Origin of the sequence: Serratia liquefaciens ATCC 27592, from assembly GCF_000422085.1 — a bacterium.
Taxonomy (GTDB): Bacteria; Pseudomonadota; Gammaproteobacteria; order Enterobacterales; family Enterobacteriaceae; genus Serratia; species Serratia liquefaciens.
Genome location: NC_021741.1, coordinates 1,372,808 through 1,395,002, shown reverse-complemented (window position 1 = coordinate 1,395,002; position 22,195 = coordinate 1,372,808). Strand labels below are relative to the sequence as shown.

Annotated in this window: 16 protein-coding genes; 6 read left to right on the top strand and 10 right to left on the bottom strand. The window is 55.6% G+C overall.

Features of this window, described 5'->3' with window-relative positions; translation table 11 throughout:
* The gene (gene atzF, locus M495_RS06505) at nt 1-1,833 is read right to left on the bottom strand and encodes an allophanate hydrolase (RefSeq protein WP_020825839.1); all 1,833 of its coding nucleotides are present in this window, start codon (nt 1,831-1,833) and stop codon (nt 1-3) included.
* Between the two features lie 321 nt (nt 1,834-2,154).
* Nucleotides 2,155-4,041 (bottom strand): sigma-54-dependent Fis family transcriptional regulator, encoded by a 1,887-nt coding sequence (locus M495_RS06500; protein ID WP_020825838.1) that lies wholly within the window; start codon nt 4,039-4,041, stop codon nt 2,155-2,157.
* Nucleotides 4,042-4,315: 274 nt separating this feature from the next.
* On the opposite strand from M495_RS06500, the gene ssuD reads away from it, so the two are divergent.
* The 4 genes from ssuD to M495_RS06480 all read left to right on the top strand — a co-directional run bounded on the left by ssuD (nt 4,316) and on the right by M495_RS06480 (nt 10,101).
* The gene (ssuD, locus tag M495_RS06495; protein ID WP_020825837.1) at nt 4,316-5,476 is read left to right on the top strand and encodes an FMNH2-dependent alkanesulfonate monooxygenase; all 1,161 of its coding nucleotides are present in this window, start codon (nt 4,316-4,318) and stop codon (nt 5,474-5,476) included.
* Between the two features lie 16 nt (nt 5,477-5,492).
* Complete coding sequence (gene sfnG / locus M495_RS06490) at nt 5,493-6,584, top strand: dimethylsulfone monooxygenase SfnG (protein ID WP_020825836.1); 1,092 nt, start codon at nt 5,493-5,495, stop codon at nt 6,582-6,584.
* Complete coding sequence (locus M495_RS06485) at nt 6,577-7,971, top strand: FAD/NAD(P)-binding protein (RefSeq protein WP_020825835.1); 1,395 nt, start codon at nt 6,577-6,579, stop codon at nt 7,969-7,971. The genes sfnG and M495_RS06485 overlap by 8 nt, the downstream gene beginning before the upstream one ends.
* Nucleotides 7,972-8,454: 483 nt before the next feature.
* Nucleotides 8,455-10,101, top strand: coding sequence for a methyl-accepting chemotaxis protein (locus tag M495_RS06480; protein WP_020825834.1), 1,647 nt, complete (start codon nt 8,455-8,457; stop codon nt 10,099-10,101).
* A 104-nt stretch (nt 10,102-10,205) separates the two neighbouring features.
* On the opposite strand, the gene M495_RS06475 is transcribed toward M495_RS06480, so the two are convergent.
* From M495_RS06475 to M495_RS06445, 7 genes are all read right to left on the bottom strand, one after another.
* Nucleotides 10,206-10,670, bottom strand: coding sequence for a YehS family protein (locus tag M495_RS06475; protein ID WP_020825833.1), 465 nt, complete (start codon nt 10,668-10,670; stop codon nt 10,206-10,208).
* A 189-nt stretch (nt 10,671-10,859) separates the two neighbouring features.
* On the bottom strand, nt 10,860-13,427 hold the full coding sequence (locus M495_RS06470; protein WP_041414328.1) for a putative mucin/carbohydrate-binding domain-containing protein: 2,568 nt from the start codon (nt 13,425-13,427) through the stop codon (nt 10,860-10,862).
* Nucleotides 13,428-13,698: 271 nt separating this feature from the next.
* Entirely contained in the window at nt 13,699-14,598 is a 900-nt protein-coding gene (gene phnE, locus M495_RS06465) for a phosphonate ABC transporter, permease protein PhnE (protein ID WP_041414326.1), read from the bottom strand.
* On the bottom strand, nt 14,595-15,458 hold the full coding sequence (gene phnE, locus M495_RS06460) for a phosphonate ABC transporter, permease protein PhnE (protein ID WP_020825830.1): 864 nt from the start codon (nt 15,456-15,458) through the stop codon (nt 14,595-14,597). Before phnE (M495_RS06460) ends, phnE (M495_RS06465) begins: the two co-directional genes overlap by 4 nt.
* A 58-nt stretch (nt 15,459-15,516) precedes the next feature.
* Complete coding sequence (gene phnD / locus M495_RS06455; protein WP_020825829.1) at nt 15,517-16,449, bottom strand: phosphonate ABC transporter substrate-binding protein; 933 nt, start codon at nt 16,447-16,449, stop codon at nt 15,517-15,519.
* 51 nt (nt 16,450-16,500) lie between these two features.
* Nucleotides 16,501-17,334: a phosphonate ABC transporter ATP-binding protein gene (gene phnC / locus M495_RS06450; protein ID WP_020825828.1), complete on the bottom strand. Its 834-nt coding sequence runs from the start codon at nt 17,332-17,334 to the stop codon at nt 16,501-16,503.
* A 120-nt stretch (nt 17,335-17,454) separates the two neighbouring features.
* Nucleotides 17,455-18,480: a zinc-binding alcohol dehydrogenase family protein gene (locus tag M495_RS06445; protein WP_041414325.1), complete on the bottom strand. Its 1,026-nt coding sequence runs from the start codon at nt 18,478-18,480 to the stop codon at nt 17,455-17,457.
* Between the two features lie 141 nt (nt 18,481-18,621).
* Here M495_RS06445 and M495_RS06440 point away from each other — a divergent pair, with 141 nt between their 5' ends.
* Together M495_RS06440 and M495_RS06435 are read left to right on the top strand one after the other, a co-directional pair.
* Nucleotides 18,622-19,527, top strand: a complete 906-nt coding sequence (locus tag M495_RS06440) for a GntR family transcriptional regulator (protein ID WP_020825826.1) — start codon at nt 18,622-18,624, stop codon at nt 19,525-19,527.
* 218 nt (nt 19,528-19,745) lie between these two features.
* Nucleotides 19,746-21,104, top strand: coding sequence for an MFS transporter (locus tag M495_RS06435; RefSeq protein WP_041414323.1), 1,359 nt, complete (start codon nt 19,746-19,748; stop codon nt 21,102-21,104).
* Between the two features lie 43 nt (nt 21,105-21,147).
* Here the strand turns inward: M495_RS06435 and trpS are convergent, their stop codons facing one another.
* Complete coding sequence (gene trpS / locus M495_RS06430) at nt 21,148-22,155, bottom strand: tryptophan--tRNA ligase (protein WP_020825824.1); 1,008 nt, start codon at nt 22,153-22,155, stop codon at nt 21,148-21,150.
* Nucleotides 22,156-22,195 lie beyond the last annotated feature (40 nt).

Below are 22,195 nucleotides of genomic sequence, written 5' to 3'. Positions count from 1 at the left end.
TCAGGCCCCCTTCTGGCTGGCGATGTAGTGGCGCCAACCGCCAAATTCAGTGATGTCCGTCGCGCCCTCTAGCGCCCAGGGTTCGCAGATAAAGCCTTTCACCCGTCGCCCGTCTGCCAGCAGCAAGGTGCCCATACCCAGCGGCGCCGGGATCTCGGCCACCAACTCGCCGAAACGCGCCAGCGGGATATCCCATAGTTCGACGCTGATGGCGGCCCCCTGAGCGGCTTTGACCAACCCCGGCTTTGGCGGTTGGCTATTGGCGAGGGCGTAGAGGCGATAGCACGGCGCGGTAGTGGTTTGCTCTACGAAGGTTGCCGCGCGCTGCACGAGCTGGAAATTCAGCGGCATATCGCTGAGGTGCGCACCGACCACCGCTACCCGCACGTGCTGGCTGGATGGCGTCAAGAATTGAGCAGCAGGCAACCGGCGACCCGTTGCGCCAAGCGGCAGATCCTGGGCCTGCTGCCAGCGCTGGCCGAACGCCGCCAACGCACGATCGTGCCAGGCGGGTGCAATCAGGGTGATACCGGCAGGCAATCCGTCGTCACGCATCGGCGCAGGCAGCGCCAGTGCGCTCAGATCGGCCAGGTTGGTGAAATTGGTGTAGGTGCCGAACTGCGAGTTAAACAACACCGGCTCTTGCTCCATTTCCGCCAGGGTGCGGATCGTCGGCGAGGTCGGCACCACCAGCGCATCAAAGGGAGCCAGTTGCTGCTCAATCTGCCGCGTCAGTTCGGCACGCAGGTATTCCGCCTTGTAAGCATCGCAGGCGCTGTACTTCAGGCCGTTATTGACGATGCCGCGCACCACCGGATTGATGGCCTGCGGGTTGGCGCTCAGCACCGCTTCGACCGCCACGGTACGCTCCGCCACCCAAGGGCCGTAGTAGAGCTGCTCCGCCAGCACGCGAAACGGCGTAAAATCGAGGGTTTCCAGCGTCACGCCGCTGCTTTTCAACTGCACCAGCGCCCGCTGAAATGCCCGCTCGGCCTGCACATCGCCGAAAAATTCGAGTTGCGCAGGCACCGCGAAACGAGGTGACGCAGGTAAATCCGCCGGGGCGGTACGGGGGTTAATGCGGGAATAGGCATCGGCTGCGTCATAGCCGCCGGCCAATTCGGCCACCAGCGCTGCGTCCGCCACCGTCAGGGCAAACACCGATACGGTGTCATTCAATCGGCAAGCGGGCACCACGCCACGGTTCGACAACCCGCCTTTGGTCGGTTTCAGGCCGACAATATTGTTGAATCCTGCCGGAACGCGCCCCGAACCTGCGGTGTCGGTGCCCAGAGAAAACGGCGTCAGGCCGCGCGCCACTACCGACGCCGAACCGGAGCTGGAACCGCCGCTGACGTAACGACTATCGAAACTGTTGACCACCGCGCCGTGTGGCGAACGGGTGCCCACCAGCCCGGTCGCAAACTGATCGAGATTGGTTTTACCGATCACGATGGCTCCGGCAGCGCACAAATTGGTGACCACGGTGGCATCCGATGCCGCCAGATAAGCGAACTCCGGGCAGGCCGCGCTGGTCGGCCAGCCGCCGACGTCGATATTGTCTTTTACCGCAAAGGGGACGCCAAACAGCGGAAGCTGGCTGATATCGCCGGCAACCGCTTCAAGCCACTGCGCCAATCTTTGGTACTGCACTTCACGCTGTGCGGCGCTGGCAAGATACAGCCAGGCGTTGTCATCCGCCGGCAGGTCGGCGGCCAGTGCAGTCAGGGTAGCGCGCACGCAGGCAATGCGCTCGTCGGCCGGGCGGGTGTGATAGTGGTGTTGCCATTCGCTGAGGGTAAAACCACGTAGCGTATTAACAGGCTGGGTCATCGGCTGAATTCCATCTAGTACACAAGATGGGATTCAATAGAGCAACCGACGTGCCAATTTTTAATCGTATGATTTCAATAAATTATAATTAAAACTTATGACAATAAAATAATCATCCTGCACCAGCGCTGCACAATCGGCGAGCAAAAAAGGTGCAGTATACTTTCTGTTATTACAGCGCTGGCGGGGCTTTCTGGTATGCACCACGCTCTCGACTCACACGGCTAAATGCCGCTTTTCGATTGATCACAAACAAGCCGCAGCCCACTTTGATGAATGCATTAGCGCCAAGGGAACTGGGTTGATGACGGAAGTAACCCGTCACTGCCATATCGCCTCGCGAACTTTAATCGCTCGGGGTAACAGCCCCAAAGCGTAAAAACGATCGGCTATCGCCTGCTGCTGGCGAATGATATTTAAATCCATTCGGCGTGTCTGATGGCTGCGGCGAGCCAGTGCGTGGGTGAGCGAGGGGATACCTTGTCCCAGTTCGGCCGACAGCAGCGTTGCCGCTTCGTCGCGATGGGCGTCAATATAGCGCCCGGTTTGTTCCAGCGCCGCCATCAGGCCGTGCAGCAAATCGGAAGAGTGGCCGGCGAAATCGCGGTGAGCAAGATAGAACTGATGGTTGCTCACCCGCCCTACGCCGTTGGCGATAACCCTGAACTGCCCGCTTTGTTCGGCATCGCTCAGCAAGGGATCCCACATCATCCAGGCATCCACCGCATGATGATCGCTGGGGGTCAGCGGGTATTTTGGCGGCGCATAAACCACCCGTACGTCTTCCAGCGTCAATCCGGCTTCATCAAGGATCTGCAACAGCAGATAATGCACATTGGAGCCTTTATTGACCGCAATCCGCTTTCCGCGCAGGTCGGCAAGAGTGCGGATCGGGCTGTCATCGATAACCAGCAACGCCACGCTTTGTGGTGCGGCCGGTTCCCAGGCAACGTACAGCAATGGGCTGTTGCCGGCCTGAGCAAATAAAGGAGGAACCTCGCCGGTGGTGCCAAAATCGATCTCTCGGTTAGTCAGGGCATGCAGCAACTGAGGACCGGCAGGAAACTCGCTCCACAACACGCTCACCCCACTGTCGGCCAGGCGCGCCTCCAGCGACTGGCGGGCCTTGAGTATTCCCAGGTTGCCAAACTTCTGGTAACCAATACGCAGTTCGCGTTCGCGGCTGCCGGTCTCCCGGCCTGATTTTAACGCCGTGCCGCCGGCGCTTCTCCTGGCTTTGATTAAGCCAAGATGCCCCAGATGGGTACGCAGCGTATTACGGCTGATGCCCAACAGCGCCGCGGCCTGCAACTGGTTACCCTGGCTCAGTTCAAAAGCATTGCGCACCAGCGAGTCGATCACCCGCTGGTAGAGGGGGCCATCGTTACCCGCCAACTGCTGGCGAAGAAAGCTGTCCAGCGAAGCATCCCCCTGAGGCGGCAAGCTGGCCATTTCAGCGCTTAGCCTCAGCTGTTGCGGCGTAATCAGCGGTGCTTTGCTGAGCAGCACCGCATTATGCAGGGTGTTTTCCAGCTCGCGGATATTCCCCGGCCACGGGTAATCCATCAGCGTGGCCAGCGCCTCTGCGCTAAGACGCAGTTGAGGGCGCCCCAACCGCCACGCGTACAGCGTCAGGAAATGCTCAGCCAACAGTGGAATATCCTGCCGCCGCTGGCGCAAGGGAGGCAGAGTGACGGCGGCCACGTTGAGCCGGTAATAAAGATCTTCACGAAAGCGGCGTTCGCGGATGGCATTCGCCAGATCCACATGGGTAGCGGCCACGACGCGGACGTTCACTTTTACCGGCCGATGGGAGCCCACCCGGGTCACTTCCCGTTCTTGCAATACACGCAGCAGCTTTACCTGTAGCGGCAGGCTTAACTCACCGATTTCATCCAGCAGCAAGGTGCCCCCTTCTGCCGCCTCGAACCAACCCTGGTGGCGATCCACCGCCCCGGTGAAAGCACCTTTCTCATGTCCAAAAAGTTCCGACTCGGCAAGGCTCTCCGTCAGCGCGCCACAGTTCACCGCCAGAAAGGGGCGATCGCGCCTTAGGCTGTGATGGTGCAGATAGCGGGCCATTAGCTCCTTACCCGTGCCGGTTTCGCCCACGATAAGCACGGTGGCGTCCGTCGGAGCCAGACGATCCAGAACGTTTTGGAAGGCAAGAGAAGCGGGATCAATTAACTGCGGACCGGAGCTTTGCATCGTCGATACCTTTAAGGGAACAGTACAGAAACAATACCGACAGCGGCCAGACAAGACGAGAGGCTCGACCGCCCCCGTTGCTGCAAATGCAACAGCCTGCCATCAGTCACTGCTGCATTTGCAGCAAAACCGTCCACGGCAAAAATCGCTAACCCGTTAATAGATAAGAACAAAAATAACCAATCATTTTGGCATGCTTTCTGCTTGGTTGTTTATAACCAAGCATGGATATTCTATTGAATAAATTAAGATATCGTTATATAGGAAATGACTAATGAGCGAACGGCAGGCGCAAAACATCAACGTATTCTGGTTCTTACCGACCCACGGCGACGGCCGTTATCTGGGCACGACCGAGGGCGGAAGAGCCGTAGATCTGCCTTATTTGCAACAGGTTGCGCTGGCGGCAGACAACCTTGGCTATTACGGCGTGCTGATCCCAACCGGCAAAAGCTGCGAGGATTCCTGGCTGGTCGCTGCCGCACTCGCCCCCCTCACCAAACGTCTGCGCTATCTGGTCGCCGTGCGCCCTGGGTTGCAGCCCCCGAGCCTTGCCGCGCGGATGGCCGCCACGCTGGATCGCCTTTCGGAGGGACGTCTGTTAATCAACGTGGTGACCGGTGGCGATCCCATCGAGAACAAAGGCGATGGGATCTTCCTCAGTCACGCCGAGCGCTATCAGGTCACCCGCGAGTTTCTGGAGGTCTATTCCCGCCTGCTGAAAGGCGAAAAGGTCGATTTTCAGGGCGATTATTTGCGGGTTGAAGGCGCTGAAGTGCTGTTCCCGCCGGTACAGGAGAACGGGCCGCCGCTATTTTTTGGCGGCTCGTCAGAGGAAGCGCTGGAGGTGGCGGCGAGCCAGATCGACACCTATCTCACCTGGGGAGAACCGGTTGAGCAGGTGGCGGAGAAAATTGCCGTGGTGCGTCGGCGCGCACAGGAGCGCGGACGCACGCTGGACTACGGCATTCGCCTGCACGTCATTGTTCGGGAAACGGAAGAGGAAGCCTGGGCTGCCGCCGACAAACTGATTGCCCATTTGGATGATGACACCATCGCCGCCGCACAGAAAATTTTCTCGCGTATGGACTCGACCGGACAGGCCCGTATGAGCGCACTGCACGGTGGCTCGAAGGACAGTTTGCGCATCGCCCCCAACTTATGGGCAGGCGTGGGGCTGGTGCGCGGCGGCGCAGGTACCGCATTGGTCGGCAATCCACAACAGGTTGCCGAACGCATCCGTGAATATCAGGCATTGGGGATCACTAATTTTATTTTCTCGGGTTATCCGCACCTGGAAGAGGCTCATCGGTTTGCCGAATTGGTAATGCCGCTGTTGCCGCTGGCGGGCAACGTCGAAAAACGTCAGCGCACGGTTAACACCGGGCCATTTGGAGAAACCATCGGCGGCGATCGTCGTCCGGTGAAAAAGTGAAACTGAGGAGAAAACCATGAGCAATGAACCGATCAAGTTCGCCTACTGGGTCCCTAACGTGTCGGGTGGCCTGGTGATCAGCCAAATTCCTCAGCGCACCAGTTGGGATGCAAACTATAACCGCAAGCTGGCGCAAATTGCCGAGCGCGCCGGGTTTGACTATGCCCTGACGCAGATCCGCTTTACCGCCGGCTATGGCGCGGATAATCAACATGAGTCGGTGACATTTTCACAGGACTTGCTGGGAGCGACGGAGAAGCTCAAGGTCATCGCCGCCCTGTTGCCGGGCCCATGGAATCCAACCCTCGCCGCCAAACAGATTGCCACCATCAGCCATCTGTCCAACGCGCGTATTGCGGTCAATATCGTCAGCGGTTGGTTCCGGGGCGAGTTCAAAGCCATTGGCGAACCCTGGCTGGATCACGAGGAGCGCTATCTGCGTTCGGAAGAGTTCATTCGCTGCCTGCAGGGCATCTGGCAGCAGGACAGCTTCACCTTTGCCGGTGATTTTTACCGCTTCCGCGACTATTCGCTGAAGCCGAAACCGCTGGATCCACAACCGGAGATTTTCCAGGGAGGCAGTTCAAGAGCCGCGCGGGATATGGCCGCACGAGTGTCCGACTGGTACTTCACCAACGGCAACACCCCGGAAGGTATCCGTCAGCAGGTTGAAGATATCCAGCTAAAAGCCGCCGAAAATCAGCACAAGGTCAAGATCGGCGTCAATGGCTTCGTCATTGCCCGCCAAACGGAGCAGGAAGCGCAAAGCGTACTGCGTGATATCCTGGACAATGCGAATCCGGATGCGGTGAAAGGGTTCCAGTCTGAGGTGAAAAATGCCGGTAGCGCCTCCCCTGAGGGGGAAGGTAACTGGGCGAAATCGACGCTGGAAGATTTGGTGCAATATAACGATGGCTTCAAAACCAACCTGATTGGCACCCCGCAGCAGATAGCGGAGCGGATCGTCGAACTCAAACAAGCCGGCGTGGATCTGATGCTGCTGGGCTTCCTGCATTTTCAGGAAGAGGTGGAGTTCTTTGGCCGCGAAGTGATCCCGCGGGTTCGCGAGCTGGAACGCCAACAGCAACCGGTGTTAAGTCATGGCTGATCGGCAGATTGTCATCATTGGCGGCGGCTTTAGCGGTACCGCGCTGGCTATTCATCTGGCGCGGTTGGGCCAATCCGGCCTGAAGGTGATCGTTATCGAGCCTCGAGCCCAGTTGGCTCAGGGCGTGGCTTATGGCACGGTCGACCCGGCGCATCGCATAAACGTCCCTGCCGCACGTATGCAGCTTTCCGCCGCCGAAGAAGGTGACTTCGACCGCTGGCTGAGGGCTGAGGGAGGCCTCAAACAGGATGACAAAGCGCTCTGGACGGATGGTAGCCTTTATCCGCAACGGGGACGGTTTGCCGCCTATATCGTCGACAAGCTGGCCGCTGCGCTGGAAACATCGCCAGTAGAGGTCACCCATGTTCAGGATTATGCCGTGGCGCTGCAAAATGCAGAGGTGCTGACGGCCTCCGGGGATAGATATCGCGCGGATGAGGTGGTGCTGGCCATCAGCCACCCGCCCCCTGACGTACCGAGACAACTACAGCAGGTGCCGCAAGACCATCCAGGCCTTATCGCCAACCCGTGGCGGACAGATGCGTTAATCGAGGTGGAGAAGAGTGCGCGGGTGGCTATCATCGGTTCCGGGTTAACCATGTCTGACGTGGTGGCATCGCTTGACCGCCAGGGGCATCGTGGGCCGATCCTGGCATTCTCGCGCCGCGGCCTGCTGCCCCGGCCAAATCTGACCGGTGAGTCGCCGCCTCGCCAGCTTGATTATCGGCGTCCACAGGCCGACAGCGCCCGCGCCTGGCTGCGGCGAGTCCGACAGGAAGTAGCGCTGGCCGCCAAGGAAGGCCTGCCCTGGCAAGGGGTACTGGATGACATACGGCTGAACGGACAGCAGATTTGGCAACGGCTTTCGCTGAAAGAACAGCGGCGTTTTCTACGCCATCTGCGTCCATGGTGGGACGTGCACCGTTACCGCATTGCACCGCAGGTCAGTGAGGTATTGTCCCTGCTACAGCAAAATGGGCGCCTTAAGGTGCTGGCCGCCAGCCTTAAGCAGGTTGAGGTAGACAAAGAAACGCTCATTCTGACGGTGAAGGCACGCGGTAAAGCCGCCACGGAAACTCTGCGGGTGGATAAACTGATTGTCACAACTGGCCCGGCGCACGGTGCGTTGCTCAACAGCGATACGCTGCTGAAGCAGCTCGCAGCGGAAGGGGCTATCCAGCCCGATCCGCTGGCGCTGGGAATTTGGGTTGATGCCCACTCGCGAGCGATTGATCGCCAGGGAAAAAGTAACGATCGTCTCTACGTGGCAGGCCCCGCCGCTCGCGGACGCTTCGGTGAACTGATGGGGTTGCCGCAGGTGGCGCAACACGCAGAATCGCTGGCGCAGCAATTGCTCGGCGCTTCGCCAATCCCCCCTGCGAGCTGAAGCCGTTGACAAAGTGCTCTGTTGTTTAATGGTAGGGGCGCTGCATGCTGCGCCCAATAGCATAATCAATGAATTAAATCGGGTCGAATATGTTCGACCCCTACCGGTTTAGCCTTTTCGAGCGTTTGTCAGCAGTCTGAGCCCTGTTTGGGTTTGGCTGCACCGCCATCAAAATAGAAACATGATTAATAATTACCTGGAAAAATAAATACGCTCCGTTACAAAATCTTAAGCTATTTTCCCTCGAGGTATCGCTATTACTTTACTGCCGGGCTTTGGATAATAGGTCTCAGGCCAGTTCATGTTATCTGTATGTTTCAACTAAAAACGAAAAGTTAAAAACAAAGATATTATGGCACTCAAATCCCGCCCCCAATTAATCACTAAAGTTTTATCGTAATCTGCCGAAAACACACAGCACTTCTCGCGGCAAAATAGTGTTATTTGCCGCACTGGCACCTCACTGAAATCTCAGGTTGTACTATGTTTGAACGATTAAAAATCTCCCACGGGCTAATGGGGATTTTAACCCTATTCTGTATTATTCAGATATTCTCCGGCGCATGGAGCATTCTGGATGCCTCAGGCACCAATAACCGCATTACACAAATCTCCTCCGGCTTTAATCAAATCATGGCAATGGATAATGCCTACGCTTCCGTTACCGAGATCCGTGAAGACGTGCTGAAAGATGCCTTGATGCTCAGCACGCAGCCACAAAATCACAATGCAAAAAAATCTCTGGGCGAACTTCGCCAGCGCCTCACTGAAGTTGATAAATTGATGGAAGAATTTTATCAACTGTCACTGAAGGATCAGGATGAACAAGCGCGGACCAAGAACGTCAAGAATCTGTATGAAAAAGCACGCGGCGACCTGCTTAAATTAATTATCAGCCTGGAAGATGGCGATATCTCCCGTTTCCAAACAATTATGCACAATAGCTCAGCCACGCATTTCATGTCTGCGCTTGATGAGACCTCAGCCTACGTTGCCAACGATATTATTACTCCAGCGGGTATTGCGGCACAGGACAGTTACCATAAAATGGTGCCTTTATCGTTGACGTTTATTTTCATCTTTATTCTGCTAACCGGCGTGGTACTGGTCTGGATCAGAAAATATGTGATCAACAAAATCAATCAGATTATCGACTATCAAGCTGAAATTGCACACGGAAATTTGGCGATAGAAATTAATGCCAGTGGGAATAATGAAATTGGCAAGCTGATGCAAGGCCTCGTCAATATGCGTGATGAGCTGGCGAATACCGTCAGCGCCGTCCGTGCAGGCACGCAAAATATTTATACCGGCGTGCAGGAAATTGCCGCGGGTAACAACGACCTCTCAAGCCGCACGGAAGAACAGGCAAGTTCACTGGAAGAAACGGCGGCCAGCATGGAGCAGCTTTCTGCTACGGTGAAAAACAACGCAGAGAGCGCCGGCGCTGCCACTTCGTTGGTGAAAAGCGCTTCGCAAAGTGCCATCAACGGCGGCGAGATTACTCGCAAAATGGTGGTCACCATGAGCGATATCGCCGACAGCTCACGCAAAATTGGTGATATCACCAGCGTCATTGACGGTATCGCTTTCCAAACCAATATTTTGGCCCTGAATGCGGCAGTGGAAGCGGCGCGTGCAGGTGAACAAGGCCGTGGCTTTGCCGTGGTCGCCGGTGAAGTGCGCAACCTTGCACAGCGCAGCGCTCAGGCAGCCAAAGAAATTAAAACGCTGATCGATACGTCGGTGCTGCGCGTCAGTCAGGGCAACGATCTGGTGGAGAACGTTAACGGAGCCATGACGGAGATTGTAACCGCCATCGGTCAGGTCACGGAAACCATGCAGGAGATCTCAAGCGCCTCAGAAGAACAAAGCCGTGGGATTGCACAGATCGCGCAGGCCGTTAACGAAATGGATAAGGTGACCCAGCAGAATGCCGCGCTGGTTGAACAATCAGCTTCCGCCGCCAGTGCGCTGGAAGATCAGGCCAATCACTTGAACCAAACCGTCGCCGTTTTCAAACTATCCACGTCCGTGCCCGCCGCGATTAATGTCCGGCCGCAGGTTATTACCGCAGCAAAAGGACCAGCGGTTGCCGATGACGACGCGGAGAATTGGAGCCGTTTTTGAGGCGCTAAATAAGAGTTAAGCTCGATTTTGGTTCATATCGCAGAAAGAACAACGCCAACAGGATGTTGGCGTTGGGCAGCGGGTTTCATCAATGGTGGCGTAACTTATGCGCCGCGAAGACGTTGCGCCAAGCCTTTGAGAAAATAACGCAGCATCTGATCGCCGCACGGGCGGAAGTTTTTGGTGCCTTCTTTGCGGAACAGCGCACTTAGCTCCGGCTTGGAAATACGGAAATCTACGGCGGTGAAAATCTGATGCATGTCGGTATCTTTCAACTCAAACGCCACGCGCAGCTTTTTCAACACCAGGTTATTGGTGATCGGCAGTTCCACTTCCGGCGCCGGGAACTTGTCGTCCTTGCCGCGTTTGAAAAACACCAGACCGTTCAGGAAGTGAGCCATCACTTCGTCCGGGCACTTCTCGAAACCTGGCTCACCTTCTTTGATGACGTAAGCACCCATTGCCGAGACCGCAACATCGAAATTATCCAGCTTGATAATCTCGACCATTTTCGCGTCGTTAATACTCAGCATGTAGCGCACGCTGCGCAGCACGTCATTGTTGATCATAGAATTGCCTTTAGCTTGTAAACCGGAAGGCGTGCTCGCGTTGTTAAATCAAATAAGTGCCGCACGCCTTGAATATGTGCGGCAGTATAAGGATCAGTGCAGGGTTTCTCAATCGATTTGGCTTTTGGGCTCTTAAACTAAAACAGCGCCGGGTGATCAACCCGGCGCCATTAACCGCCTTGCTACAGGTTATTCAGCCATCCGCTCCAACCCCACCGGCGTGAGGCAATAGCTCTGCTGCTTGCCCTTTTCAGCCAGCCGGACATGCTGCATCTCGTTGGTGATAATCAGGCGGTTATCCGGTTCCTCATGCCGCAGTTGAATCACCTCGCCGCCGTAGCCGGAAATTGGCAACACGACCGAACGAGCCTGTTGCTCTTGGTTACCCACCACCTCATCGCTATACAGTACGTTTCCTTCCGCATCCGTGTAGCTAACGGCCGCATAAACATCCGTGAAGTAATGATGTGCAATCCCTGCCCCAATCGACAGGGTGAAAGTTTTCTTCACCAGATCGACCGTACCGGTCAGGAACTGACGATCGCCAATGCCTTTGCCGGCAATGGTAAAGGCATTGCCCAGGTGATCTCCCGGCCGGGTATTGTGAGCCGGAATGCAGTCCTGATAGCTTGCCGATAACTGCTCGCGCTGCGGGCTGTCGAAGGTATTGATCGCCAGATAGATATCGTCTTTAAACTCACTGAACGGCGCTAAATAGGCCTGACGGTATTCACGCAGACGCTGTACCGCTGCCTCAAGACGCACCAACAGAGCTGCCTGCGGATCTCCCGACAAGGTTTCGTTCTTCAATCCGTATTGGGTGATCGTCAATACGTTGGTTTTATTTTTATTATCAATGATATCCGGAGAGGCCGGTGCCACCCGTACGCGTCCCGGCTCCACATGATAGATTTCAATTTTGTCGCCGACGGCAAGAGGCAACTCATCATGGCTCAGGCTCGCGGCGGTACCCTGGATATCCTTGCTGAAGATCACCGCATCTTGTGCATTGCGCAGGGTGATTTTGGCATAGGTCTCTCCGGGGAAGTAAGAGTGCGGTTCCTTGCTGGTAACGTCAATCACCACTTTGCCCCTGCCGCGATCGGCCACAATCGTGGCGAAAACGGCATCACTCAGCCCCAACAGGTTAATTTCTTGCGTGGCGATCGGCGACGCAACTTTTTTAACCAAGCCGAGCTTCAGCGCGTTATCGCCCTGTTTCAGCACCAGGTAAGCATGGGCCAACTGATACTTCCGGTCTTTGCCGGTAGGCAGTCGCAGGGTATAAACGCCAATCGGTAGCTCTTTCAGCACCAGGGTTGAGCTGTCGATCCGCATTTTGCGAACGTAACGTGCCCCTTCCAGCAGGATCAGATCTTCGCCGTAAATCTGGGCGAAATCGTCAATGTCAAAGCTCAGGGTAACGTTGCCTTTCAGGCCGGTAGCCTTCAACTGGGCGGAATCCACCAGACGCAGGGTGGAGTCCAGCTTCAACTGCGTTTTCACCGCATCAAGATCCTGCGCGGCAACCAATTGATAGAGAGGATAAACCGCTTTCGCATGGCTAAAGACATTACGCTTCTGCTGGGCCGGTGTGACGTAGCCGCCGACCAGTTGGATAAATGGCGTAACGTCAACCTGCTCGCCGGAGACCGCAAAGCTTTCGCTGAGCATATCCAGCAGCGCATGTTCGGAAGGAACAAAGCCTGGGGTGTTGCAACTTTTACGGTATTGCTGATTAAAGTGGGTAAAGGCATTTTTGCCCGCCTTATCCACCATCAGAACCGCAAAGTAGAGTTTCGAGCGCAGGTCCCATTGATTAAGCGGAGTCGCTTTGGCGATAAAATCAACAATAACCTTCTCCACGCCAGCCATATCGCCATGCGCATACAACCAGCCTTCTTGATATTTGCGCGCCCCCAGCATCACGTCCTGATAACAGGCAGCATAGATATTGTTCCACATCTCACCGGTGGCGAAGTATTTATCGCCCATAAAATGGCCCTGATAACCATGGGCAATTTCATGCAGGCTTCCCCAGTTATTGTCTTTCGGGGTTAGCCAGAAACTGCTGACCGAATTACTGGTTTCCGCCGTCCAACGACCACCGTAATAAGCAGCGCCGGCGCCATTTTTATCGGCCTTAATAAAGTAGCGGTTTTTGATATTAAGATCCGAAGCATTCTCAGCCTCGAATGACACCCCCGCCAGCGCATTATAAAAAGTGAAAATGCGATCGTAATAGGCGATCAGGCCGTCGATGTTTTTAGCTTCGCCCAGCGCCTTCAGCTCTTTTTTGCTGATTTTTGGCACCAGCAGCGCCGCGTAGTCGGACTCGACAAGTGCAAATTCCGCATCCTGATTATCCCAGCGGGCGAAGAACGCCGTTTCGTTTTCGCCTTTACGGTAGACCGGCAAGATTTTCGACGTGTCCGGGTACTCAACCTCCACGACGGGCGCCCCAGCCGCGTATGGCGTGTCGATAAACGGCACGGATACGGCCTTCACGCTGGCCTCAACCCAGCTGCTGCCGATAGTGAATTCGGCCTCGGTTTTGCTGTCGTCGTTCAGCAAGCGCAGCTTCAGCTTGCCGCTAAAGGCCGCATTGGTCTGGCGAACGCGCACCACTTGGCCGGCGGCGAGAATAATCCCCAGATGTTGACGATCGTGGTCAATTCCTTTGCTCATGCCCGCAGCATCTAACCAAACGGGTCGCGTCAAAGTATAAAGTGATTTTGATTTAGTGATAGTTGGCATCCTGCATTCCTCAAGGTTATTTTGTCCTCTAACAGACCTGGATAAAATAATTAAGAATGCACTTATGCACTAATCGATAGCGATTACTGAAGTACCACACAACACATAGAACAGCGAGGGGGATAAATCCCATAAAATAAAAAGGCGCAACGGTGACATTGCGCCTTAATCATAACTACCTGGCTATCTATACGCTGCATTAATCTTGTAAGTGGATAACGCAGTATCAGAAGCCAAATATGTCCAACCGCCAGTGAAATAGTGTCGGGGCTTAATCGATTTGGCTTTTCTGCTGGTACAACGGAATGTCTTCGCCGATGATGTATTTATTACGCAGGATCGACGACACCTTATCCATAATCATCACCACCACCACCAGGATCAGCGTGATAAACATCACGACGTCCCAATTCCACAGCCGCATGTTTTCCGCATACACCAACCCTATGCCGCCGGCCCCCACAAAGCCCAACACTGCCGCCGAGCGGGTATTGGATTCAATCTGGTAAAGGCTTAACGCCAGAAAGGTCGGGAACGACTGGGTGAAGATACCGTAACGGTGCTTTTGCAGGCCGTTGGCCCCCACCGCCGTCAGACCACGACTCGGGGATTTATCGACCGCTTCATGCCCTTCCGCATACAGTTTTCCGAGCAGACCAACGTCCTGCATCACGATCGCCAGCACCCCGGCCAGCGGCCCCATACCAACCGCGCGGACAAAAATAAGCCCCCAGATCGCCATATCGATGCCACGAAAAATATCTAAAAACCGTCGCACCACCACCGATATGGGTCGCAACAGCGGCGTTGACATCACGTTGCGCGCTGCGAAGAACGACAGCGGTAAGGCGATCAGCGAAGCGGTAATGGTCCCGGCGAACACGATGCCGATGGTGATGAAAATCTGCTGGAAATAGTACATGAACGGCCAGTTGACGAAATCATGCCAGACGAACATGCGCATAAAATAGCGGCCAAGCTGATGGCATCCGTTAACGAACTGCGGCCAGGAGATGCCGAAAAACTGGAAGAAGAACAGGTAATACAGCGCGATCGCTACCGCGATAATGCCGACGGTGCGCAGGTAGCGACGCTGCTGCGAGAATATTTCCGGATGCTGCTGCTTGAGCGCCTGCATTCCTTCCGCCGTGAGCGTTGGTGCTGTGATCATTTTTTCCCCTCCACGACCCGTTTACGCAGTTCGCCTGAGGCATAGTCCAGCAGCGAAACCACCAGAATAATCAGCAGCAGCGTCATGCTGACCTGGTCATAGCGATCGAGTTTGATATTGGTCATCAGCTCTTGGCCGATGCCGCCCGCCCCCACCAGCCCCAAAATGGTCGACTGACGGAAGTTGATTTCCAGGCGCATAAAGCTGTACGACAAGAAGACCGGTTTTACCTGCGGCCAAAGGCCAAACCGCATGCGCTGCAGCGGCGTCGCGCCACAGGCCGCCAGCCCACGTACCGGCTTGTTGGACGCGGTTTCGATCGATTCATAAAACAGTTTGGTCAGGCTGCCGATGGTGTGCAGCGCCAGGGCTAAAAAGCCCGGAATGGCACCGATGCCAAACGCCATCACGAACATGACCGCCCAGGCCAGCTCCGGCATGGTGCGCAAAAACGCCACCAGCGTTCGGATTGCCAGCCGCAACGACGCCGGGCTGTGGGTATTATTGGCCGCCAGGAATGCCAGCGCCCCCGCCACCAGTACCGAAAGAATGGTGGCCGCCAGCGCCAGCTGCAGCGTTTCCCAAATCAGCGGCAGTTGGATATTCAACCGATAGCCCCAGTAGGCCAAAGAGCCTTCGGTGCGGCCATCGGCGAACAGCAGATTCCAATGCAGGGTGGGGATGGTTTCCGCCAGATAATCAAAGAAGTGAGGAATGGAGACCCACACGGTGTGCAGGTTGAACTCGGCGATGCTGCCGGCGCCCAGGTAGAGCGCCACCAGACCGAGCGACCAAAACAGCGTCTCGCGCTTTTGTTTGCTGCGGATCTGTTGGTAGTAGTGCGCAAAATCTGTATTCAAAATAGGTTTCCGACGTGAGGAATTCAGCGGGGCTCGACTAGGCCGAGCCCCGTCAGCATTAACGGTCGCCTTTGGTCAGCTCACGTTTCATGTCGATGATGTTCTGGTATTCCGCCAGAGTGGTGTCACCGATGTGCTGTTTACCGCCCATGGCCTTGATGAAGCACTGGTGATCGTCCTTATCCAGCTTCTTGATGGCCGTCACGACCTTGGCTTTGAAATCAGCCGGTAGCGAGTTGCTCACCAGGATTGGGCCATTCGGGATCAGCGGCGACTGCCAGATAATGCGCAGCTGTTTCATCAAATCGGGATGGTCCATACGGATCATGCGGTTGAACGCGCCGCTGGTATAGCCGGTGTTGTAGTCGCCGATCATCGACGCCCAGGTCACCGCGCCTTCGAACTGGCCGTTCAGCACGCCAAGGATGTCCTGCTCATGGCCGCCGGAGAAGGTGACGCTAGAGAAGGCGTTGTTATATTTATTGTCTACCGTGCCGCCGAACAGTTTCTTGAACTCCTGGTTCGGGATCAGGAAACCGGAAGTGGAATCCGGATCGGCGAAGCCGATGGCCTTGCCCTTCAGATCTTCCAGCTTTTTATACGGGCTCCCGGCTTTAACCACTACCACGGAGTGGTAACCGCGAGATTGGTCAACGTCATCTATCGCGATGCCGACGATATCAACCGCTTTCGGATCCTTGATATAGACCGAGGCAAACGACGACGGTGACATGCTCAGCACCAGATCGATTTTGCCGCCCAGCAGACCCTGGATCACGCCAGAATAGTCAGACGAGTTGCGCAGCTTGGTGTCCACGTTCAGTTCCTTGTCCAGGAACTGCTTCACGCACTGGTTGTCGCCGATTTGCTGGGTGGCGTTCTGTCCGCCAAGAATGCCCAGATTCAGTTCTTTAGGTGCATCCGCTGCGGCAGCATTAAATACCATCATCGCGCCGGCCATCACTGTGGTCAGACTCAATACTTTTTTCATTACAATGCCTTGTGTGTGTAAAGGTAAAAGTGAAGATAAAGGTTCTGGTGGTTAATGGATCTGATTGGCTTCCTCGCCGTACAGCTGGTGCAGTATCCGTTCGTTCAATTGCGAAGGGTGGCCGTCAAACACGATCTTGCCCTGTGCAATGCCGATCACCCGGGTGCAATACTCTTTTACCAACTCGACCGAGTGCAGGTTCACCATCACTGCGATGTCGTTTTCGCTGACTTTTTGCAGCGCATCCATAATGCGACGGGTATTTTTCGGATCGAGCGACGCCACCGGCTCATCGGCCAGCAGGATTTTGGGGTTTTGCATCAGCGCGCGGCAGATCGCCACTCGCTGCATTTGACCGCCTGACAGGTTTTCGGCGCGCTGCAGGGCATGCGGCAGCATATTGAGCCATTGCAACAGCTCGATAGCACGGGCGCGGTCGGTATCGTCAAACAGTTTGAAGAAGGATTTCAGGGTCGAGGTGTGGCTCAGTCGCCCCAACAGCACGTTGGTCATCACGTCCAGCCGTGGCACCAGGCAGAAGTCCTGGAAGATCATGCCGCAGCGGGCACGCCATTGCCGCATCTGACGAGGGGAAAGCTGCGCGATATCCTGAGCTACGCCGTCATCCTCAAAGTGCAGCATCTCGCCACAGCTCGAAGGAATGGTGCCGTTCAGGGTATGCAGCAAGGTGGATTTGCCGGCGCCGGAACGCCCGATCACCGCCACGAATTCACCGACGTGCAGATCGAAGTTGATGTCATCCAGCACGCGATGCTGAGATTTATACGCTTTTCCCAAACCTTTAACCGATAACACTTTTTGTAGTTGAACCGGTTGCTGCCCTGGAAAATCGGTTGGTGCCAGTTTTAACAGTGCCTGAGCCATATGATTTCTCTGGTTTCAGTGACTAATCATTATGGGCACCTATTAACGGATAAGTTTATGACAACGGGATGATGCTTTTGTGGCCGGGAAATGACGCGTGCCATCATTTCCCGCAGGGGCTTATTGAAAGTGAATGACACCCTTAATTAACTGCTTGTTGTTGATCACCTGCGCTTCGTAATGCTCCGCCAGGGTATCGAAATCAAAATGGTGTGAAAGCATCATCTGAGCGGTGATTTTCCCTGCCGCCATCAGCCGCCCCACCTTGGCAAAGTCTTCGCTGGTCGCGTTGCGGCTGCCCATCAGGGTAGTTTCCTTTTTATGGAACTCCGGATCGGAGAACTGCAGGTCGCCCTTAAACAAGCCGACAAACACGATGCTGCCGCCGTGACGAATCAGATCGACGGCGTGGTTCATCGCCTGCGGGTTGCCGGTGGCGTCAATCACCTTGGCGGCCAATTTGCCGTCGAACTGGCCGCGCAGCGCCGCATCAAAGCGTTCATCCTGCGGATCAAGCGTTGGTAACTGCAACACCTGCTCGACGTGCCGCCGACGCTCGGCGCTGGTATCCGCCACCACCACCTGCGCGCCATCGGCTTTGGCGATCGCCGCGACGCCCAGCCCGATAGGCCCGGCACCCACCACCAGCAGCTGATCGTCCGCCGCAATTCCGGCACGACGCACCGCATGAGCGCTGATGGCAAAGGGCTCAATCAGCGCCGCCGCTTCAGGAGCCACATCGTCCACCGCCAGCAGGTTGCCGATCGGCACGCTGAGGTATTCGCAAAAACCGCCATCCTGATGAACACCAATCACCGAAATATTCTCGCAGCAGTTGGTTTTGCCACTTTGGCAGGCGCCACAGCGGTGGCAAGAAATATACGGCATTACCGCCACCCGCTGGCCCACCTGCCAGTCAGTGGTGTTATTGCCGACGCTGAAAATTTCACCGCATATTTCATGACCCAATACGCGTGGATAACTGAAGAAAGGCTGATGACCGGACCAGGCATGAATATCCGTGCCGCAAATGCCGACGGTGATTATTTTTATCACCACTTCCTGCGCGGCAGGAAAAGGCACCGGACGCCGTTGATAAACTAATTTTGTCGGCTGCTCACACACTAAGGTTTTCATTGTTGTCATCGTTTTTCCTCCACTAATGATGAGGAGGTTATTAAATAAAAACCGGAGCGCCGCCGATATGTTCAGACAAATCTGTGAGGTATCGCTAAATAAACCGATTTAAATTGGTTTTAAATGCATAAAAAACACCTGAGGCACAGCATGAGCAGAACCCAAAACCTGCGGCAAAACGTAGTAAACCAGATGATCGACAGCATCAATAACGGTCACCTGCGCTCGCCGCTGCCGTCTCAGGCCGCCCTGGCCGAAATGTACAACATCAGCCGCACCACCGTGCGCCATACGCTGGCGCACTTGTCCCAGTGTGGCGTGCTGGAAAAAGTCGGCGATGACTACGTTATTTTACGCCGGGCACTGCCGCAAGATGGCTTCGACTGCCAGAGCCTTTCTCTTGATGAACAGGGGAAAAAGTTTGAAAAGGCGTTCTACCAAATGATCAACCAAAAGCAGCTGCGCGCCGGCGATACCTTCAGCGAACTGCAGCTGTCGCGTGCGGTCAACGTGAGCCCGGTGGTGGTGCGGGAGTTTCTGCTGCACTTCAGCCGTTACAACCTGATCGACAGCGTCCGGCGCGGTCAGTGGAGCATGAAGAAATTTGATCAACGCTACGCCGAACAGCTGTTTGAATTGCGCCAGATGCTGGAAACGCACGCCCTTTCCCACTTTATCAATCTGCCGATGCACGACGAGCGCTGGCTGCAGGCCAAAGAGCTGCTGAGCCGTCACCGCCAACTGCGGGAAAACATCAGCGACAACTATCGCCTGTTTTCCCAATTGGATCGCGATTTCCACGGGCTGATCCTCTCCGCCGCCAACAACCCGTTCTTCAACCAGTCGCTGGAGATCATTTCCGTGATTTTCCATTTCCACTACCAGTGGGGTGAAACCGATCTTAAACAGCGCAATATCGTCGCCATTGAAGAACACATGACTATTCTCAGCGCGTTGATCTGCCGTAACGATCAGGAAGCCATCAACGGCCTGCACCGCCATCTGGACACCGCCAAGCAGTCCATGATCCGCTCGATCAATCAGAGCATCGCCTGATTCGGGGTGGCGCTCTTTATTGATAAAAAACACCCCCACAGCATTTAAAACCGATAAAAAGCAGCAAAATATTGACTGCTGCACGGAACCGCGACAAAACACACCGCCAACCCCATTTCGCCCACTAGGCTTACTGCCGACCACCTGCTAATGCACTTCCCAGGGGAATACCCGGAATAATAAATATTATTAATGCGAAATTCTGGAGGCAAAGAAAGATGGAAAGAACCCATACCGTCGATAGCGGAAAACCACAAACGGATCCCTATTCCGATAACATAATTCCTATGCCGCCGGAGGGCATGTTAGTCCGCTCGGCAAAAATTAAAAAAATCCAAACTACGGCCATGTTGTTGCTATTTCTGGCGGCAATAATCAATTTTCTCGATCGCAGCTCGCTCTCAGTGGCGAACTCCACCATTCGGGAAGAAATGGGGCTGAGCGGTACCGAAATCGGCTTGCTGCTGTCGGCTTTTTCATTGGCCTACGGCATCGCCCAACTGCCCTGCGGGCCGCTGTTGGATCGAAAAGGCCCACGTCTGATGCTGGGGATCGGGATGTTTGTCTGGTCGCTGTTTCAAACGCTGTCCGGCATGATCCATAACTTCACCCAGTTTATCTGGGTACGTATCGGGCTGGGGATCGGCGAAGCGCCAATGAATCCCTGCGGCGTAAAGGTGATCAATGACTGGTTCAACATTAAAGATCGCGGCATGCCCATGGGCATTTTCAATGCCGCTTCGACCATCGGGCTGGCGATCAGCCCGCCGATCCTCACGGCCATGATGCTGGCCTTCGGCTGGCGCGGTATGTTCATCACCATCGGCGTGTTGGGGATCGCCCTGTCGATCGGCTGGTACATGCTGTATCGCAACCGGCAGGACGTCAGCCTGAGTGCTCAGGAACAGGCCTATCTGAACGCCGGTAGCGTCAGCGCGCGGCCTGAACCGATGAACTTTCGCGAGTGGCGTGGGCTATTCAGGAACCGTACCATGTGGGGCATGATGATCGGCTTTAGCGGCATCAACTACACCGCCTGGCTGTATCTGGCCTGGCTGCCGGGTTACCTGCAAACCACTTACCATCTGGATCTGAAAAGCACCGGGCTAATGAGTGCCATCCCCTTCCTGTTTGGCGCCGCCGGTATGTTGTCGAACGGTTTCGTCACCGACTTTTTAGTTCGGCGCGGAATGGCACCGCTGAAAAGCCGCAAAATTTGCATTGTGGCCGGCATGCTGCTGTCCGCTTCCTTTACCGCGGTGGTTGCCCAGGCTACCACCACCTACAGCGCGGTGTTGTTGATCGGCATGGCGCTGTTTTGTATCCACTTTGCCGGCACCTCCTGCTGGGGCCTGATCCACGTGGCGGTAACCTCGCGCATGACGGCCTCCGTCGGCAGCATTCAAAACTTCGCCAGCTTTATCTTCGCCTCGTTCGCGCCGGTGGTCACCGGCTGGATCCTCGATACCACCCACTCTTTCAACCTGGCGCTCATCCTCTGTTCCTGCTTCACCCTGATAGGTGCACTGTCGTATATCTTCGTGGTTAAACACCCGATCGTTGACAGCGCCGCCTAAGGATTTCACTCCGCCGCCCTCTCCCACGGTTGAGGGCGTGCGTTCAACACCGGCTAAAGAAATCCAGCCCCAACGCGCCTTTCACCTGTGCCAGCGTCTGCTTGCTGATCTTATCGGCACGCTGGGTGCCCTGCTGCAGAATGCGCAACAGCTCGCCCTTGTCGGCCAGATACTCGGCCCGACGGGTACGGATTGGTTCCAGCAGGCTTTGCAGGCAATCTTCCAACAGGCGTTTGATTTTCATGTCCCCCAGCCCGCCACGACGATAATGCGCCTTCAGATCGGCAACCAGATCGGCATCCTCACAGAAAGCATCCAGATAGGTGAACACCATATTGCCCTCCACGCGGCCGGGATCCTTAACGTTCAGGTGACCAGGATCGGTAAACATGCTCATCACCGCCTTGTGCACCTGCTCGGCATCGGCGCCCAGAGTAATGGTGTTGCCGCGCGATTTCGACATCTTGCCCTGCCCATCCAGCCCCGGCAGGCGGCCGACGTTGCTCAACAACGGCTGGCATTCTGTCAGTACCGGTCTGCCAACGATGTGATTAAAGCGCCGCACGATCTCGTTGGTCTGCTCCAGCATTGGTAGCTGATCGTCACCAACCGGTACGTGGGTCGCGCCAAATGCGGTGATGTCCGCCGCCTGGCTGACCGGGTAAATCAGAAAACCGGCCGGCAGGCTGCGGGAAAAGTCTTTTTCGATAATTTCGCTTTTCACTGTGGGGTTGCGCTCCAGCCGTGCCACGCTGACCAGATTGAGATAATACATCGTCAGCTCAGCCAGCGCCGGCAGCGCGGATTGCAGGCAAATCGTGGTTTTCTGCGGATCGATGCCGACCGCCAGGTAGTCGGCGACCAGATTCAGCACGTTGGCGCTGATTTTTTGCGGATTGTTGCCGTTATCGGTCAGCCCCTGCAGGTCCGCGACCAGCACCGTTTGCTGATGCTGTTGTTGCAGCTCAACGCGCTGGCGCAAGGATCCGACGTAGTGGCCTAAATGCAGGGATCCGGTGGCGCGATCGCCGGTCAAAATGGTGTAGCTCATTGCATTGCTCCTGAAAGTAAATACACCACCGGATCAACGC

Coding starts and splice junctions, on each gene's coding strand:
- atzF (WP_020825839.1), bottom strand. CDS start 1,833: ATGACCCAGCCTGTTAATACGCTACGTGGTTTTACCCTCAGCGAATGG.
- M495_RS06500 (WP_020825838.1), bottom strand. CDS start 4,041: ATGCAAAGCTCCGGTCCGCAGTTAATTGATCCCGCTTCTCTTGCCTTC.
- ssuD (WP_020825837.1), top strand. CDS start 4,316: ATGAGCGAACGGCAGGCGCAAAACATCAACGTATTCTGGTTCTTACCG.
- sfnG (WP_020825836.1), top strand. CDS start 5,493: ATGAGCAATGAACCGATCAAGTTCGCCTACTGGGTCCCTAACGTGTCG.
- M495_RS06485 (WP_020825835.1), top strand. CDS start 6,577: ATGGCTGATCGGCAGATTGTCATCATTGGCGGCGGCTTTAGCGGTACC.
- M495_RS06480 (WP_020825834.1), top strand. CDS start 8,455: ATGTTTGAACGATTAAAAATCTCCCACGGGCTAATGGGGATTTTAACC.
- M495_RS06475 (WP_020825833.1), bottom strand. CDS start 10,670: ATGATCAACAATGACGTGCTGCGCAGCGTGCGCTACATGCTGAGTATT.
- M495_RS06470 (WP_041414328.1), bottom strand. CDS start 13,427: ATGCCAACTATCACTAAATCAAAATCACTTTATACTTTGACGCGACCC.
- phnE (WP_041414326.1), bottom strand. CDS start 14,598: ATGATCACAGCACCAACGCTCACGGCGGAAGGAATGCAGGCGCTCAAG.
- phnD (WP_020825829.1), bottom strand. CDS start 16,449: ATGAAAAAAGTATTGAGTCTGACCACAGTGATGGCCGGCGCGATGATG.
- phnC (WP_020825828.1), bottom strand. CDS start 17,334: ATGGCTCAGGCACTGTTAAAACTGGCACCAACCGATTTTCCAGGGCAG.
- M495_RS06445 (WP_041414325.1), bottom strand. CDS start 18,480: ATGACAACAATGAAAACCTTAGTGTGTGAGCAGCCGACAAAATTAGTT.
- M495_RS06440 (WP_020825826.1), top strand. CDS start 18,622: ATGAGCAGAACCCAAAACCTGCGGCAAAACGTAGTAAACCAGATGATC.
- M495_RS06435 (WP_041414323.1), top strand. CDS start 19,746: ATGGAAAGAACCCATACCGTCGATAGCGGAAAACCACAAACGGATCCC.
- trpS (WP_020825824.1), bottom strand. CDS start 22,155: ATGAGCTACACCATTTTGACCGGCGATCGCGCCACCGGATCCCTGCAT.